The organism is Frankia sp. CcWB3, assembly GCF_977927595.1.
The window spans coordinates 21,357-37,741 of record NZ_CDWRCK010000006.1; the positions used below are offsets into that span (position 1 = coordinate 21,357).

Below are 16,385 nucleotides of genomic sequence, written 5' to 3' on the forward strand. Positions count from 1 at the left end.
TCTAAGCCGCTCTTCAGCAACTTCTCGGCGCTGGGAAATGTCCGGGGCACCGGGGTGCCAGGCTGCCGGGGTGCGTCCCGGGTCAGCGCAGGGCGCGGGAACGGTAGCCCCGGTCAGCGCCGAGGATCCGCTCCGCGGCCAGCCGGCCGGAGATGAGGACCATCGGGACCCCGACGCCGGGCCGGGTGCCGCTGCCGGCGAACACGACGTTCGCGAGGCCCGGGGCCAGGTTCGAGGGGCGGAACGGGCCGGTCTGGCGAAAGGTGTGGGCCGCCGCGAACGGGGCGCCCGCCGCCATCCCGCGGGCCCGCCAGTCGGCGGGCGTGGTGACCTGCTCCACCTCGATGGCGTCGCCGAAGCCTCGGTAGCCGTGGCGTTCGCAGGTGGCGACCACCTCGTCGCGGTAGCGCGAGCGCAGCACCGACCAGTCGAGCGGGGCGGTGAGGTTGGGTGTGGGGAAGAGCACGTAGTACGTGTGGCCGCCGGCCGAGGCCATCGCGGGTTCGGTGCGTGAGGGGGTGGTGACGAGGAAGGACGGGTCGCTCATCAGCTCGCCGCGATCGATGATCTCGCGGAAGGTCGACCGCCAGGCCCGGCCGAAGTGGATGGTGTGATGCGCGGTGTGCGGGTACTCTACGCGCCCCCCGGCCAGCAGGAGGAAGCACGAGGGCGAGTACCGCAGGCGGCGCAGACGGGCCGGCGCCGTCGAGGGAGGCAGCAGTTCGGTGTAGGCGATCGGCAGGTCGGGGTTGAGCACCACCACGTCGGCGCCGATGCGCTCCCCCGCCGCGGTGTGCACCGCGACCGCCCGGCCGCCCCGCACCTCCACCCGCGTCACCGTGGTCTCGTAGCGCAGGGTGGCACCGTGCTTGGCCGCGGCGCCGGCCAGCGCCTCGGCAACGGCGTGCATGCCGCCGGTCGGGTGGTAGACCCCGGCGACGCAGTCCATGTAGGAGATGACGGCGTAGAGGGCCAGCGCGTCGTGCGGGGCGAGCCCGGCGTACATCGCCTGGAAGGAGAACATCTGTCGGGTCCGCGGGTCCCGCAGATGGCGGCCGACGACGGTGTCGAGCCGGCGGAAGCCGCCGAGGGCGGCCAGCCGGGCGAGCTGCGGGCGCAGCAACGACAGCGGGGAGTCGACCTGCGCGTCGATGAAGTGGCGCAGCTGGGTGCGGAACATCGCGGTGACGACGCCGACGAACCGCTCGAAGCCGGCCGCCTCCGCCGGGCCGCACAACGCCCGGATCTCCTGTGCGGTGTCGGCGGGGTCGGCGCGGATGTCCAGCGACGAACCGTCGGCGAAGAACCCCCGGTACATCGGGTCGAGCCGGGTCAGCGACAGCCAGCGGTCGAGATCCTCCCCGACACAGTCCAGGGCGTCGGCAATCAGCTCGGGCATGGTCAGGACGGTCGGTCCGGTGTCGAAACGATAGTCGCCCAGTGCGAGCAGGCCGGCCCGACCGCCGGGGGTCGCCTCCCGCTCGAGCACCGTCACCTGCCGGCCGGCGCCGACCAGGCGCAGCGCGACCGACAGACCGGCGAGACCGGCTCCGACGATGACGACGTGATCCGTCGCTCCGGTCACCGTGCGCACCTGCCACCTGCTTCCTGGTCGATGGTCTTCCTGGTCGATGGTGCGGTTAACCGAGGTGGTCAGTTGCTCAATGTGAGCGCGAAGTCGCCGCCATGGCGAGTTCCGTCAGGGCGGCGAGGGTCGTGACGTCCAGATCCGCCCGCCGCGCCGCCTCGACCGCTGTGGCGGTCCGGGCGGCGATCCGTTCCTCAGCGGCGGCCACCGCTCCGCTCGCGGCGATGATGTCGCGGGCCTCGGTGACCCGGGCGGCGCGAGCCGCGGGGTTCTCGGCGCGCCGGACCGGCGGGGAGACCAGAGCGCGCAGCCGGGCCGCCGCGGCCGGCTGCGCGCGGGTCAGCGCGAGCGCCAGCAGGCCGGTGGGCCGCCCGTCACGCAGATCCTCCCCGGTGGGTTTTCCCGTCACCGCCGGATCGCCGAACACGCCCAGGAGGTCGTCGCGGAGTTGGAACGCCTCGCCGAGCGGCAGGCCGAACGCCGCGTAGGCCGCCAACAGGTCCGGCGGCGCGCCTGCGAGCAGACCGCCGAGCTGCAGGGGACGGACCACCGTGTAACCGGCGGTCTTGTACCGGGCGATGCGGACCGCCCGCCCGGGACCGAGGCCGCCGTGCGGACCGGCCTCGGCCTGGCCGACGAGGTCGAGGTACTGCCCCGCCATCAGCTCGCTGCGCATCCGCCCGTAGGTGGGCCAGGCCCGGGCCAGCGCCTCGGGTGGCATCCCGCTGGCCGCGAGCAGTTCGTCGGCCCAGGCCAGGAACAGATCGCCGAGCAGGATCGCGGCCGAGCGGCCGAAGTCGGCGGGATCACCCCGCCAGCCGGCGGTCCGGTGGACCCGGGAGAAGCGCCGGTGCGCGGCCGGCCGGCCGCGCCGCGTGTCGGAGGCGTCCATGACGTCGTCGTGGACCAGCGCGCAGGCGTGCAGCAGCTCGAGGGCGGCGGCGGCGGTCACGATCTTGTCGCAGTCCGGGCCGTCCGCCCCTCGCCACCCCCAGTAGCAGAAGGCGGAACGCAACCGCTTGCCCTCCGCCAGCAGGAATTCGGTGGCGATGCGGACGAACGGGATCAGATCGTCGTCGATTCCGCACAGGATCGCTCCGCGCGAACCGGTGAAGCGCCGCAACACGGCGGAGACCCGCCGGCGCACATCCACCGTCGTGTGGTCTGGCACCGTCGTGTGGTCCGGGACCATCGTGTGGCCGGGGATCGGCGGGCGCCCGGGGTACCGTGCGGTGTGCCCGTGTTCGACACCGCCGTCGTCGTGGTCGCCGTTCTGCTGGTTGCCGCCGCACTGGGCGGATTGACCCTGTTGCGGCTGCCACCCGCGGAGCTGACTCACACTGTCGACGGTATCGACGCCGTGGAGGTCCTGGTGGCCGCCGGCCGCGTCGAGATCTCCGGGCGGGACCGCGAGGACGTGCACGTCGCGCTGACCGTGCGGCGCCGTCCCGGCCGGTCCGTGCCCGCGATCACGAGGGCCGGGACCACGCTGCGGATCGACGGCCGGGCCAGCGATGTGCGGGCCAGGCTGACCGTGCCGCCACGGGTCCGGGTGCGGGCTGAGGTGCTCGCCGGCGAAATCACGCTGTGGGGGGTCGGCGGTGAACTGTCCCTGGTCACCCGCGATGGCACCATCGCCGGGCGGGAGCTCGCGCGCGGTCCGGTCGCCGCGCGCAGCCGGGACGGCGACGTCAGCCTGCACTTCAGCGAGCCGCCGGACGGCGTGCGGGCGCAGAGTGAGACGGGCATGGTCACCGTCATGCTGCCCGAGGGCGAGTACGGGGTGGAGGTGGAGACCGCTGATCCCGGGGCGGCCGACGTGGAGCTGACCCCGTCGGCGCACGCGGCACGCCAAGTGGTGGCGCGCAGCGTGTCCGGGCGGGTGCGGGTCGGTCTCGCCGCGCCGCTGGGACCCTTGTCCATCGGACGTCCCTTGTCCATCGGACGTCTTTTGTCTGTCTGCCGTCTATGTGGGCTGTCCCAGCTGGTCCCGCCCAACGAGCCCGTTCCAGCCGGGTTGCCCACCCATGTTGGTGGACTCGACGGATCATGACCCTCGTGGGATCACGCTGGGGATTCGTGGGATCACGCCGGGAAAATGTTGCTGCCCGCTGTCGGGGCCTGATCGGTTGTGTTTCCGACCGGGGGTCCGTCCTCGATCGTGGCCACGCCCGGTCTACCCTCGTGCCATGGCGGCGGTCCGGAGTCTGAGCACGCAACCCACGACGATGGGCGAGTACCTCGCCACCGGTCGTGCCTCCTTCTCCTTCGAGTTCTTCCCGCCGAAGACGCCGGACGGCGAGCGGCAGTTGTGGACGGCCCTGCGCCAGATCGAGGCGCTGCATCCCTCGTTCGTCTCGGTGACGTACGGGGCGGGCGGGTCGACGCGCGACGGCACGATCCGGGTGACCGAGCGGATCGCCACCGAGACCACCCTCACGCCGATCGCCCATCTCACTGCGGTCAACCACTCCGTCGCCGAGCTGCGCCGGGTCATCGGCAACTACGCCGGCGTCGGGGTGCGCAACGTCCTGGCCCTGCGCGGCGACCCGCCAGGGGATCCGCAGGGCACCTGGACCGCCCATCCCGCGGGCCTGCAGTACGCGGACGAACTCGTACGCCTGGTGAGGTCGGTCGGCGACTTCTGCGTCGGCGTAGCCGCCTTCCCCGACAAGCATCCACGATCGGTCGACTTCGACAGCGACGCGCGCTACCTGGTGGGCAAATTCGACGCCGGCGCGGACTACGCCATCACCCAGTTCTTCTTCGGCGCTGACGACTATTTCCGTCTCGTCGACCGGGTCCGCCGGCTGGGCTGCGACAAGCCGATCATTCCTGGAATCATGCCGGTGACGAACGTCGCGCAGATCGTCCGGATGGCGCAGCTGTCCGGTGCGGCCTTCCCGCCGGCGCTGGCCTCCCGGTTGCAGGCCGTCGCCGACGACCCGGCGGCCGTGCGGGCGATCGGGGTCGAGGTGGCGACCGAGTTGTCCCGTCGCCTGCTGGACGGCGGTGCCCCGGGCCTGCATTTCATCACCCTCAACCGCTCCAGCGCCACTCGGGAGATCTACCAGGCGGTCCGGTAACCGGCCGCGGTCCGCCGGGTGGCCGGTCCGCGGAGTGGCCGGTCCGCGGAGTGGCCCGGTGGCGCATGGTGGGTGGGCCGCTCGCCCGGCCCACCCACGCTTATGCCGCCGGGCCGGCACTCAGTCGTGCTCGTCGTAGGCGTCGAAGACGCACAGCAGCCATTCGTCGCGGAGCGAATGCTCCCGGACCAGCGCGAACCCGGCCTGGTTGGCGGCGTCCACCACCGCCGTCACCAGGCTGAGATCAAGGGTGTTGAAGACCGGGGTGATCCGTACCGCAAGGATCACCTGGTCGCGATGGGCGGAGAAGACCGCCCGCGGGTCGAGGTCCTCAAGGGTCTCCACCACGCCGCCTACCTGTTCGGACACGTCACTCCCGCCACGTCTGGGTGGCACCGCTGTTCTCTCGTGACACCGCTGTTCCTCCGACACCGCGTCTCCCGACCTCGGGCCGGTCCGGTGACCGATCGGCGCCTTCGGTTTCGGTCGCCGGCCGGACGCAGGGTGCCGGTACGGCTCGCGGTAGGGGATGACGAGACTCTATGTCCCAGCATGTCCCAGCGCGAGACGGCGTACCGGACGGATCCTGGCGTACCGGACGCGGCGCTGGCCGTACCGGGTGGAACGGGATGGCCGACGGGCACGATGGCCGACAGGCACGATGGATGACGTGAGCACCCCGGTACCCGGTCGGGACACCTACCTTGCCCAATGGTCGACCTTGCACGGCGGCTACGACCTGGCGCGCGGGCTATGGCTCGTTCGTGCCTGGTTGACGGTGGTCTACTGGGTGGTCAGGCCGCTCGCCGCCCGCGGGGTGCGCCCGTCGGCGGTGACCGCCGGGGGGCCGTGCTCACCGCCCTCGCGATTCCCCCGGCCGTGGCTGGTGGCCGGTGGCCGCTGCTGGGGGCTCTGGTGATCGTGCTCAGTGGCCTGGCCGACAACCTCGACGGAGCGGTGGCGATCCTCACCCGGCGCACGAGCGCCTGGGGATATGTCCTGGACTCTGTCGTGGACCGCTGCGGTGACCTGGCCTACCTGCTGGCCCTGTGGTGTCTCGGCGCACCCGGCGGCCTTGTGATCGCGGCAGGCAGCATGCTGGGACTGCTGGAGTACACCCGGGCCCGGGCTGGCAACGCCGGCTTCGACGAGATCGGCGTGGTGACCGTCGGGGAGCGGCCGGCCCGGATCATCATCGTCGCGGTCGGCTCGTTCGGAGCGGGTCTGGTGCCCGGCCTCGCGAACCTCGCCGCGAGTATCGCGACGACCGCGACGCTGGCGGTGTGCGCCGTCGGCTTCTTTCAGCTCACGGCCACGGTCCACGCGACCCTGGCAGCCGGGTCAGGCCGGGCCGATGAGGCCGGCGACGATGCCGGCGGAGAGCACGACGAGCGGCAGCCCACCGCCGGGATGGGTTGATCCGCCGACGAGAAACAGGCCGGGCACCCGGGATGTGTTCGGAGGCCGCAGGAAGGCCGCCCGCACGCCGTTCGAGGATCCACCGTAGATGGATCCGCCCACCGTCCCGGTGCGCCGTTCCAGATCCGCCGGGGTGATGGTCTCGTACCAGCGTAACCGGGGGCGGACGTCGAACCCGCGGGCGGCGAGCACGTCGAGGATGCGCCGGGCGTAGCCGTCGACGAGCCCGGGACGGTCCCAGTCCAGGGTGCCTGCGCCGTCGTGGCCGCCTGCGCCTCGGTGCGGGGGCGCGTTCACCAGGACGAACCACGCCTCGCAGCCCGGCGGCGCGCAGGCCGGGTCGGCGGGCGCGGCAAGGTAGATGGTATGGTGGGATCGGCCGCCAGCCGGCCCGCGAAGACGGCATCGAATTCAGCGTCGTAGTCGGCGGCGGCCGGCCCGATCGTTCACCAGCCGGCCGTAGAGCGCCGCCGCGTCGGCGTTCGCGACGACGACGTCCGCGGGCAGCCGGGTACCGTCGGCGAGGCGGACCCCGTCGACCCGCCCGCCGGGGGTCCGGGTCACCGTCAGCACCGGCGCGTCGAGCAGGATCCGGACGCCGCGTTCCTCGGCGCGGCGGGTGAGCGCATCCCCGAGGCGGTGCAGGCCGCCCGCGACGTACCAGCCCCCGAAGCGCCGTTCCGCGTGGACCACCGACACCAGAGCGGCGGGGGCGTGCCGGGGATCGGATCCAGAGTAGGTGGCATAGCGGTCCAGGATCATCCGCAGCCGGGGATCACGCAGGTAGCGCAAGCCCAGCCGGCGCAGGCTCCGGCCGGGCGCGATCGCGGCGATGTCACCGGGTGAGGACCAGGCGAGCCGGACCAGCCCGGTCGCCGACACGGGACTGGACAGGAACGGTCCTTCGGCGGCGTCGAAGACCCGGCAGGCCCGGTCGGTGAGCCGCCGCCAGTCCTCGCCCGACCCGGGGGCGATCCGATCGTCCAGTTCGGCCACGAACGCGTCGTCGTCGGCATGTGCGGCGAGCGTCGTGCCGTCGGCGAACCGGTAGGACGCGATCGGGTCCAGTCGACGCAGCTCCACCTCACCGCGCAACGGCCCGCCGGTCGCGGTGAACAGGTCCTCGAACACGCCGGGCATGGTCAGCAGGGACGGGCCGGTGTCGAAGCCGAACCCGTCGCGCTCGTACCAGCCGAGCTTGCCTCCGGTCCGCGACGACTGCTCGCAGACCGTCACGTCATGCCCGGTGGCGGCGAGCCGGGCCGCGGCTGCCAGCCCGCCCACACCGGCGCCGATCACCACAACACGGGCCATGCGACGACTGTACGAGCTGCTCCTTCCCGGTTATCCACGAGGAAGGAAACGGGCATCGAAGCCTCGAGAAGGAGAAGGAAGCCGCCGGAAGGACGACAAGGGAAGCCTCTGGCGGGGTGAGGAAGGGTGGACCAGCGGTCAGGGGCAGCGGGTAACCGGTCGTCCCTTCCACCGGGCGGTACCCCGCCGACGACGCCACCACGACACCGCCGTCAGGTAGCCCAACAGGCTCACGGAAGCCGGATGAGCGGCGGCGTCAGGCCAGCTCCGGCCGCCCGTGCGGCGGGCGGCGAGCACCCGGCCGGCGACCCCGGCGAGGTACCCGACCGCGCCCGGGCCCGAGCCACCCAGTGCCGCCACCGCCGGCACGACGAACAGCCAGGCCAGCACGCCGATCTGCCCGGCGCTGCCGAGCGTGCTTCCACCGGCGACGGCCAGCGACTTCGCGTAGCCGTCCCGCAGCTGTGACCATCCGGAGTACATCCGATTGACCGCGAGGTCGGTGCCGTCCGCGACCACTCCCCGCCCGCCGGCACGCTTGAGCCTCCGCAGCAGGGCGACATCCTCGATGACCTGGTCCCGGACGCCCTCGTGGCCGCCGGCCCGGCGGTAGGCCGCCACGTCCACGGCCAGCAGCTGTCCGCCCGCCGCGGAAAGCGATGGCCGGGTGGAGCGTTCGGCCAGCCGCAGCGGCAGCAGCGCCAGCCACGACCACTGGAGCAGGGGTTGGATCAGCCGTTCGGCGACACCGGCCGCCTCCTGGCGCGGGTAGGGCGAGACGAGGTCGAGGCCGGCGTCCCGCAGGAGGAGAACGGTCCGCGCGACGCGGTCGGGGGCCACCGTGACGTCGGCGTCGACGAAGACGAGGACCGTGCCCGTGGCCGCCGCCGCGGCCCGGGCGCAGGCGTGCGGTTTGCCGAGCCAGCCGGCGGGGGCGCCGCACCGCGCAGCGCGACGATCCGGTCGTCCCTCGCCGCCCACCGAGCGAGGATCTCCCCGGTGCCGTCGGTGGAACCGTCGTCGTAGACGAGGATCTCGAGGTCGGGCACCCACTGCGAGCCGAGCAGGGCCGACAGGCAACGCGGCAGGCTCCCGGCCTCGTCGCGGACGGGTAGCACGACCGTCACCCGTTCGCGTACCGGCCGGGCCGGCGGTGGGACGCGTAGCAGCCGCGCGTTCACCGCCGTGTGCACGGCGATGGCGCTGGACGCCACCGCGGCGGACCGTACCGCACCCGACCAGCATCGGCCGGCGAGCCACCGGGCCGGGGATCCCGGTACCGTCCGTCCCGTCCGGTGCCTCGTCCCGCGCCGCCGCGACGAGCGCCGCCCCCATCGCGATCCCGCCGGCCACGGCTACACCGGGACGGTCGAAGAAGGTGAGGTTCGCCAGCGTCGAGGAGACGTAGGCCCACAGGAGAAGGGCGAGCGGAGCGCGATCGTCGCGTGCCGTGCTCCCGGCCCGGTCCGGAAGCGCCGTCAACGCCGCGGTCATGGCGATCGCGACGGCCACCCATCCGGCGGTGTTGGTGAGCGGGATTCTGTTGAGCGCCGGGCCGCCGCCGAGCCACCGCCAGTACCCCGCGGTGACCATCTGCGGGTCGATGAAGAGATCCCAGGCCGCGAGGACGAGCGCGGCCAGCACGACGGTGCGCGCCCGGCCGCGGTGGTGGCGACGGGCCAGGACATATGCCGGGTAGGTCATCATCGCCCAGACCATCGGCACCACGACCGGGACGCCGTACAGGCGGGTGCCCAGGGCGGAGCCGTAGGCGTAGCGGCCGAAGGGCCAGCCGGTGTGCACGCCCACGGTCTCTACGAGCAGCCCGCCGCCGACGGTCACGGCGAGGAACCCGGCGGTCCACGCTCGGCCACGGGTGAGCAGGGCGTGGCTCACCGAGGAGGCGAAGAACAGCACGATCGAGGCGATGGCGAGCGCCGCCCCAGCGGATCCGGTGACCAACGGACAGGGGAGCTGCACCGCCACGGTGGCCGCCGCGAAGATCCACGGTATCGCGGTGAGCCGCGCCGGCCGCGCCGATCCGGTGAAGAGCGCGCCGGCGGTCATCGTACCGGTGCGTGCCGGTCGGCTCCTTCGGCGGAGGCGCCGTCGGGACAGGCGGGGGAGCGTCCGTGGAGCTCCTTGCCGAGCACGGCGTAGGGGGTGAGGGTCCCGGGGAACTGGAAGTCGGACAACAACGGGACGAATCCCTCATGGTCGTACAACCGGCGTGCCGGACTACCCGGGGGTTCGAGGGCGGACAGCGCGGCCGTGCGTTGCGGGGCCCCGCGCAGCAGCTCCCGCAGTATGGTGCGCCCGATCGCTCGGCCCTGGTAGGCGGGCAGGACGTGCAGCTCCACGATCTCGAGGCAGTCGTCGAGCCAGTACGCGGCCGAGTCCGGCGGGAGCGCGTCGGCGACGACGTCGTGCCACCACTGGCCGACCCGGCCGGGCAGTGCGTAGGTGATCCCGACGAGTTCGTCGTCGGGTGTGACGGCCGCCACGGCGCGAAGGTCCCGCCACTCGAAGTGCCGGCGCGCATGGGCGGCCCGGTCCCGGGCGGCCCGCGGCGGGTCAGGCTCATGATGATCGAGGAAGGCGGCCTTGTAGACCGCGATGACATCGTCGAGCCGGGTGCGCGTCCGGCTCGGGGACCAGCGGACCACCCTCACGCCCACGTCGGTCACCGGCGTCGCCTCCTGTCCGCGCCCGGATCGCCGACCTGGCCCCACGAGTCGGGTCCGGCGAGCCAGGAGGCTGGGGCGCACCATCACGTCGCTCGACGATAACCCGCCGCTCGCCGGCACTGCTCGGCGATGGGAATTACTGCTACGTAACGTCATTCCACTGATGTGGAGGGTGCTACCTCCGGATGGGTGGGAGACCCGCCCGATCACCGGCCATGGCGAGCGCGGCGCAGCGCGGCGTGCCGGCGAGGAGGTCGGCCACCAGCATGGCCACCGCCGGGGCCTGCACGGTGCCACCCGCGTTCGTCCCTGCCGTCACGATCACCCGGCCGCCGTGGTCTGCCACGGCCTCGACAAGGGGGATGCCGTCCGGGGTCGCCGGGCGCTCGCAGACGCGGACGTCGAGCATCTCCACGGTGCCGTCAGGCCGGCGCAGCGTCGGGAACAGGCCGGCGACCGCCTGCTCGAAAACCGCGCGTAGGCGGGCGACGCCGCTGTCCGCGACCGCCCGCACGGCGGTGCCCAGATACCCGAATCCGCCGCTGACATGGATCCTGGCACCATCGGCGGACAGCGTCACATTGATCACACCGAGGGGATCTCCGGCGTGGACCTTCACCGGCCGTCGCAGACCCGGGTTCGGCAGGGTCAGTGAGAGGCCGAGCAGATGCGCGACGGCACCGGCGCCGGGCCAGGCGGCGCCCAGCAGCCGCTGCAGATCGCGGCCGGCCACGGTCACCACGGCCCAGCCGGTACGCAGGGTCGAGCCGTCCGCGAGATGCAACCGGACCCCGTTCCCGGCTCCGTTCCCGGCTCCGCTCCCGGTCTCGTGCCCGGCCTTGTTCCCGTTGCCGTCGAGGCTCCGGTCGATGCCGGTCTCGATGCGTTCCACCCGGGTGCCGGCGCGCACCTCGACGCCCGCGGCCCGCAGCCGGTCGATGAGCACCGTGGCCAGATCGTGGATGTTGACCGCGTAGCCGTCCACCTCGACCGCCCCGGCCACCTCCCGGGCGCCGCCGGGCAGCGGGACCGAGCAGCCTAGCGTGGGCCAGCCGCGAACCAGATCCGCCCGGGACAACCGAACGACCCGCCCCCCCGCGGCCCGCTGCAGCTGCTCGCCCGCGGCGAGGTCGCCCGGACCGAGATAGATCCGCGGGAGGCGGGCGTCCCAGCGCAACCCGCACCCGGTACCGAGCCCGTCCCTGCCGTCGGCGAGCGCGAAAAGATGCTCCCACCCGCGCAACCCCAGCCGGTTCAGGGCGATCACCAGGTCCCGGGCCACCGCGTGCAGCCCGGGATGGTCGGCGCACTGCTCGAAGGCGCTGGCCCAGGCCCTCTCCGGCTCCGACAGCGACTCCGGGTCCCGTAGCCGCCAGCCGCCGTGCGTCGGATCGCGGTCGAGAACACCCACGCGGCTCGCGTCCGCCTGCGGCAGCGTCTCGGTCGCCGATAGGTGCCGGCCGTTCGTCCCCGCGAACGTCGTGCCCTGGGCGGCAGGGTCCGCCCGGTCGGCCGGCGCGGCGTCGAGGACCCGGACGGGGTGGCCCCGCAGCCGCAGCACGAGCGCGATCGTGAGTCCGACGATCCCGCCGCCGACGACCACCACGTCGTGCTTGTCGACGGCGGAACCGTCAGGGGCCGGGTCCTCGCCGACCCCGCGGCCGGTGCCCCGCGGATCGCCCCGACGATCGGCCAGGTCATGACGATCGCCCTTCGGGCCGTGCCCGGCGAGGTCGTGCCCGGTGAGGTCGTCCAGGTCGGCCCGCCCGACCACCGCGAGGAACGCCTGATCGAGATCGTCGCTGCAGGCGGGACTGTGCATCGCTACGGAGCAGAGAGTGAACCCGCGCCGCAGCTCCCCGCCGTCCTCGGCGATCCGCCCCGCGAGCAGCCCGCGGACCGGGCCGAGGAACCGGGGGGCGTTGTCGATCACGACCTCCAGGTCACGGCGGTCGTAGGCGTCGACCAGCGCCCGGTCGGTGAAGACGTCCGGTTCGCTGACTGACACGAGTCGGCGGCCGGTGAACGCCTTGACGTGCCGCATGTCGATCATGCCGGCGGACATCCGGGACCCGCCGTGCACGAGGGGCGCGGCGATGCTGATCAGATCGGCGGCGTCGAAGACGTCCTCGACGGTGCGGGCGACGTGGATCCGGTCGACCGGCAGTCGGTGCTTCGCCGCCCAGAGCGCGGCCGTCGCCGGCTTCGCCGCGAGCGAGGGAGCGTGTACGGCCAGATGCCAGCCGCGTGCGGCGCCCTCCCGGGCGACCCGACTGTTGATGTTTCCGGCGCCGACGAGGCCGAGCACGCCCGGCCGGTCGGTGCGCGTGGCGGCCCCAGCCGGCTCCGCGCCGGATGCGTCGCCGAGCGGGTCGAACAGCCGGTCGACGATGAACCGGGCGACGTGCCGGGCGTTGACCTCGGGGGTGTTGCACACCTCGATCCGGTGGCGCGCCGCAGCGGCCAGGTCGACGGCGGCGAGGGAGGTGCCCCGGCGGACCAGCAGCAGGCGTCGGTCCCGGCCGGCCTCCGCCGGGTCCGTGCGGACCGCGGTGGCCCACTGTTCGAGTGCCGGTCCATCCACCGCGTTTACCCCGACGACGAGGGTGTGCGGCCGCAGTTCGACCAAGGCGTCGGCTAGGCCCGTCGGCTGGGTGGCCAGCTCCGGGCGTAGCCGGGCGGCGTCGTGCCGAGTGACGAGCCGCGCGACCCGTTCGCTCACTGGTGTCGCGATCAGAACCCGACGGCGGGGGGCTGCGTCCAAGGCGCCTGCTCGCGGGGTGCCTGCTCGCGGGGTATCGACATGCGGCTTGCTTCACCTGGTTCGTAGGAAGGTGCGGGGCGTAGGAAGGTGCGGGCGGCCCCTTCACGGTGGCGGGTGCCGTTCAACGGGGCGTCAAAGCAGGCCGTGTCCCCGCCCGGATACGGCGGGGGTCGTGGACGGATCTTCAACGCGGCGTCAACGTCGGCTCGGGGCTGACCTGCAGGAGAGGATCCCGCCCGCCCAGCGTCCCCCGCGAGCCGAGCACCGCGAACCGCGCGAACAGTTCCTCGCTGTACCAGCCGACCAGCGGTGTGCGCCGGACGACCTCGCTGTGCGCGGGGCGGCTGTAGGCGAACCTGCGCAGCGACGCCGCGTCCTGCCAGAGGCTGAACGTTCCCTGTAAGCCGATCGGCGCCTCCCCGATGCCAGCCGCGAAGATCAGACCCTCGGCCTCGGCGAGGTCGACCGCCGCTGCCGGCACCGCTCGGCGGAAGGTGAGCGTGTGCCGCAGGGTGACGCGGGCCCGGGTGATCACCGCGACCGCCGCGGGGGCGCTCGCGGGAGACGGAACGTTCGACGCTGCCGGGTTGCCGAAGGGCTCCTGCCGTGACCACCGCCCACGTGACGACAGCGGGTGAAGGTCGATCCGCCAGCGTTCCTCGGCCAGTGATGACCATGCCCGCACCGACGCGGATCGTTCGAAGGAACGGGCCGCCGACGGGGAGGACCAGACGGCGACCATCGCCCACTGGCACGGATCGGCGTCCCGCAGGGTGAAACTGCTCGCCGAACCGGTGCCCAGCAGTTTTGCGAAGGTCAGTCCCGGTGTGTGCCGCAGGGCGGTACGGTCGGTGGCCATCCGCGCCAGGGCGTAACCGATCCGTCGTCGGGGCACCCGCCAGAAGTCGACGGTGACGAGCGTGCTCATCGCCGCACCGACGACAGGCGCAGCAGGCTGTCACGGACGGCCCCGTACTTGTCGGCGAAGGCCGTGGCCACGGCCCCGGCGCCGTCGTTGTCGCGCAGGGGTACCACCCGGCACCGCCCGGTTCCAGCCAGTACATGCCGACCGTCGCCCGCCACCTCGGCGAGCAGGCCGTCCGGACCGCCGCGGCCCAGCAGCGCGACGAGGTCGGGGGAGGAGACGTACACCGCCCCGTCGAGGCGCACGAACTCGGCCTGTACCTCGAGATGGGCCGCGTCCGACGGGAAGACGCGCAGCGGCACCCGCAGGTAGTCGTCCAAGGCGGTGCTCCCTTCCAGACTCCAGAGCCGTTCGAAGTGCTGTTCGACGAACTGGACCAGGGTGGAGGAGATGGCCGCCTCGTGCTGGGTCGCGGCGGCCGAGGAGTACCCGACGGGGAACGTCGAGACCAGCGCCCCGGTGCCCCAGCGGTGATATGTCGTCAGGGGCTGTTCGGTGTAGAGGCGGACCGCGAGCCGGGGGCGCAGGACGGGAGCGAGCCGATCTCGCAGTGCCTCGAGGACCAGCAGGTTCGAGTGGATCATGCCCGGTACGTCGACGCTGCGCAGGAGGTCGGCGGCTCGTCCGGCCACGGCCGGGGAGTCCGGGTCGAGTAGGAGTACCTGGATGATCGCTCCGGCGTCGACCGCCGCGAGCACCGCGTCGGCGAAGGCGGTCCGGTGTTCGGGGGTAGCCAGATCCGTCCAGGTGTTGAGTAACCGGACGCTGCGCCGGGACGAGGCGATCCGGGCGATGAAGTACGCCGGGTCGAACGTGCTGAGCAGCCGCCCGCTGGTGAACTGGGTGGGCTCGGCCGTGACCGGTGCGCTCAGCCGTTCCTCGGCGGCCGGCAGTTCGGGGGAGCCCCGCTGACGCAGGAGCGTGATGCCCTGCTGCCAGGATCGCCGCGCCGCTGGATGGTCGTCCATCTGGGCGAGGATGTCACCCCGGCGGATGAGCACACGTGGCTCCCAGCGGGTGTCGGGTAGCTCGGCGAGCAGCGGCAGGCTCTCGTTGTAGCTTGCCAGGGCCCGGTCCAACCGGTGCTGGAAACGGTGGAGATCGCCCAGCCGGCGCAGGGCCAGCGCCTCCAGCGGACGGTTGCCGAGTTCGCGGGCGATCGACAGGCTCATCGTCAGGCAGTTGATGCCGTCGGTGAGCTCGTTGCGGTCGCCGTGGACCATGGCGACGTTCACCAGGGTCTCCGCCTCGGCCTTGCGGGCGCCGGCCCGGCGCATCATCTCCAGGCCGGCCTCGAAGTGGACCAGTGCCGTGGAGAACTCCCCCCGACCGCGGCAGGCGTCGGCCAGCCCGCGCAGCGTCCGGGCCTCACCCAGCTCGTCGCCGAAGTCGGCGAAGATCTCCCGGGCCCGGGTGAGGCGCTCCGTGGCCAGCGCCAAGTGGTCGACCGTAGCCCGGTAGACCTCGACCGCCGGTTGACCGTCGGGGTCCGTGCCGTCCGCGTCCAGTCGCCAGAAGGCGTCCTCGAAGGCCAGCGTGACGTCGCGCTCGGCGAGGTTGGTCAGCAGCGTCGCCTCGGCGAGGCGGTGCCCGGCCCGGCGGGCCGCGGCCAGCCCCAGGACGTGGCTCTGCTCCCAGTCGCCCCAGTGCGCCGCGAAGGCGTAGAACTCGGCGGCCTCGGTGGCGAGCAGCCAGGTCGGCTCGTCGAGACCGGCCGCGTGGGCCTAGTCGATCAGGCTCATGAGGTTTCCTCGTTCCCCGCCGAACCAGACCAGCGGCTGACCGACCAGGTCGGCGACGCCTGCCTGTTCAAACCGAAACACGGCCCCCGTCGTGAGCGCCGCCACGTCCTCGGCGACGGGGGTAAGGGTGCGCACCTCGCCGGGGCTGAAGGTGTCGACCGCCTCCCGCAGCATCGCCAGATAGGCGTACAGCAGCCGGCCCAGGGCCGCCCGGTGTTCTCCGGACACGGTGGAGGGGGCCCCGGTGGAGGGGGCCCCGGCAGCGTCGTGATGCCCGTTGCCGGTGTGACGGTTGCCGGTGTGACGGTTGCCGGTGTGACGGTTGTCCCCGCAGGCCTCGGGGATCCGGCCCGGGGTCGCGGGGTGGCCGAGTGGGGTGCCGACCCCGGTCTCGCGCTCCCGGGCGAACACCCGGAGCAGGTCGTGAAAGCGGTAGCGTTCGGTTCCTGTCCGGTCGGCGCCACGTCGTTCGAGTAGCTGGGCGTCGGCGAGCCGGTCGACGACGTCCTCGGCTTCGTCGAGGTCGAGGTCGAGGACCGCCGCCGCGGCCCACGGCGCGAAATCGCTCATCGCAGGCAGCGACAGCAGCCGGAAGGCGCGCTGCTCGTCCGGCGGCCGGCCCTCGTAGCTCAGCGAGAAGCTGGCCCGGATCTCCAGGTCGCCGGCCTCCAGCCAGGACAGCCGGTCGCGTTCGTTGGCGAGCCGCCCGGCCAGGCGGGCCAGTTTCCAGTGCGGATGGGCGGCCAGCTTGCGGGATCTGTCGCTGATCTTGTGATTCTTCTGGCCCGCCGGTGATCATCGGGTGAGGAGGGCCCGTTTGCGGAGCAGGCTGAAGCTGGCGCGGCCGAACATCTGCCGTT

12 protein-coding genes and 3 pseudogenes are annotated in these 16,385 nt (G+C 72.9%); 4 read left to right on the forward strand and 11 right to left on the reverse strand.

The window, feature by feature from the left end:
* Window positions 1-82: 82 nt before the first annotated feature.
* The gene (crtI, locus tag ACY5KJ_RS01220; protein ID WP_462185981.1) at window positions 83-1,594 is read right to left on the reverse strand and encodes a phytoene desaturase family protein; all 1,512 of its coding nucleotides are present in this window, start codon (window positions 1,592-1,594) and stop codon (window positions 83-85) included.
* Window positions 1,595-1,661: 67 nt separating this feature from the next.
* Window positions 1,662-2,780 carry a polyprenyl synthetase family protein gene (locus tag ACY5KJ_RS01225; RefSeq protein WP_462185982.1) on the reverse strand — a complete coding sequence of 373 codons (1,119 nt, stop codon included), beginning with the start codon at window positions 2,778-2,780 and terminating at the stop codon, window positions 1,662-1,664.
* 48 nt (window positions 2,781-2,828) lie between these two features.
* Between ACY5KJ_RS01225 and ACY5KJ_RS01230 the strand changes: the two genes are divergently transcribed.
* Window positions 2,829-3,641 carry a DUF4097 family beta strand repeat-containing protein gene (locus ACY5KJ_RS01230; protein WP_462185983.1) on the forward strand — a complete coding sequence of 271 codons (813 nt, stop codon included), beginning with the start codon at window positions 2,829-2,831 and terminating at the stop codon, window positions 3,639-3,641.
* Window positions 3,642-3,777: 136 nt separating this feature from the next.
* Window positions 3,778-4,674: a methylenetetrahydrofolate reductase [NAD(P)H] gene (metF, locus tag ACY5KJ_RS01235; RefSeq protein ID WP_462202558.1), complete on the forward strand. Its 897-nt coding sequence runs from the start codon at window positions 3,778-3,780 to the stop codon at window positions 4,672-4,674.
* Between the two features lie 120 nt (window positions 4,675-4,794).
* On the opposite strand, the gene ACY5KJ_RS01240 is transcribed toward metF, so the two are convergent.
* Window positions 4,795-5,043 carry a hypothetical protein gene (locus ACY5KJ_RS01240; RefSeq protein ID WP_462185985.1) on the reverse strand — a complete coding sequence of 83 codons (249 nt, stop codon included), beginning with the start codon at window positions 5,041-5,043 and terminating at the stop codon, window positions 4,795-4,797.
* Window positions 5,044-5,344: 301 nt separating this feature from the next.
* On the opposite strand from ACY5KJ_RS01240, the gene ACY5KJ_RS01245 reads away from it, so the two are divergent.
* Window positions 5,345-5,593, forward strand: a complete 249-nt coding sequence (locus tag ACY5KJ_RS01245) for a hypothetical protein (RefSeq protein ID WP_462185986.1) — start codon at window positions 5,345-5,347, stop codon at window positions 5,591-5,593.
* A complete protein-coding gene (locus ACY5KJ_RS01250; protein WP_462202560.1) occupies window positions 5,590-6,093 on the forward strand; it encodes a CDP-alcohol phosphatidyltransferase family protein in 504 nt (167 codons plus the stop codon). Before ACY5KJ_RS01245 ends, ACY5KJ_RS01250 begins: the two co-directional genes overlap by 4 nt.
* Here ACY5KJ_RS01250 and ACY5KJ_RS01255 read toward each other — a convergent pair.
* The 8 genes and pseudogenes from ACY5KJ_RS01255 to ACY5KJ_RS01290 form a co-directional block, all read right to left on the reverse strand.
* A pseudogene (locus ACY5KJ_RS01255) lies at window positions 6,016-7,407 on the reverse strand (phytoene desaturase family protein). The gene ACY5KJ_RS01250 and the pseudogene ACY5KJ_RS01255 sit on opposite strands and share 78 nt — an antisense overlap.
* A gap of 138 nt (window positions 7,408-7,545) precedes the next feature.
* Window positions 7,546-8,621, reverse strand: a pseudogene (locus ACY5KJ_RS01260) (glycosyltransferase family 2 protein).
* Window positions 8,622-8,772: 151 nt separating this feature from the next.
* Window positions 8,773-9,474, reverse strand: a pseudogene (gene cruF / locus ACY5KJ_RS01265) (bisanhydrobacterioruberin hydratase CruF); the annotation flags it as partial.
* On the reverse strand, window positions 9,471-10,094 hold the full coding sequence (locus ACY5KJ_RS01270) for a GNAT family N-acetyltransferase (protein WP_462185988.1): 624 nt from the start codon (window positions 10,092-10,094) through the stop codon (window positions 9,471-9,473). The gene ACY5KJ_RS01270 and the pseudogene cruF, both read right to left, overlap by 4 nt.
* Window positions 10,095-10,269: 175 nt before the next feature.
* Window positions 10,270-12,858, reverse strand: coding sequence for an FAD-binding oxidoreductase (locus ACY5KJ_RS01275; protein ID WP_462185989.1), 2,589 nt, complete (start codon window positions 12,856-12,858; stop codon window positions 10,270-10,272).
* 184 nt (window positions 12,859-13,042) lie between these two features.
* Window positions 13,043-13,786 (reverse strand): spheroidene monooxygenase, encoded by a 744-nt coding sequence (locus tag ACY5KJ_RS01280; protein ID WP_462185990.1) that lies wholly within the window; start codon window positions 13,784-13,786, stop codon window positions 13,043-13,045.
* Entirely contained in the window at window positions 13,783-15,222 is a 1,440-nt protein-coding gene (locus ACY5KJ_RS01285; RefSeq protein ID WP_462202562.1) for a tetratricopeptide repeat protein, read from the reverse strand. The genes ACY5KJ_RS01280 and ACY5KJ_RS01285 overlap by 4 nt, the downstream gene beginning before the upstream one ends.
* A gap of 285 nt (window positions 15,223-15,507) precedes the next feature.
* Window positions 15,508-16,095 (reverse strand): hypothetical protein, encoded by a 588-nt coding sequence (locus ACY5KJ_RS01290; RefSeq protein ID WP_462202564.1) that lies wholly within the window; start codon window positions 16,093-16,095, stop codon window positions 15,508-15,510.
* Between the last annotated feature and the right edge of the window lie 290 nt (window positions 16,096-16,385).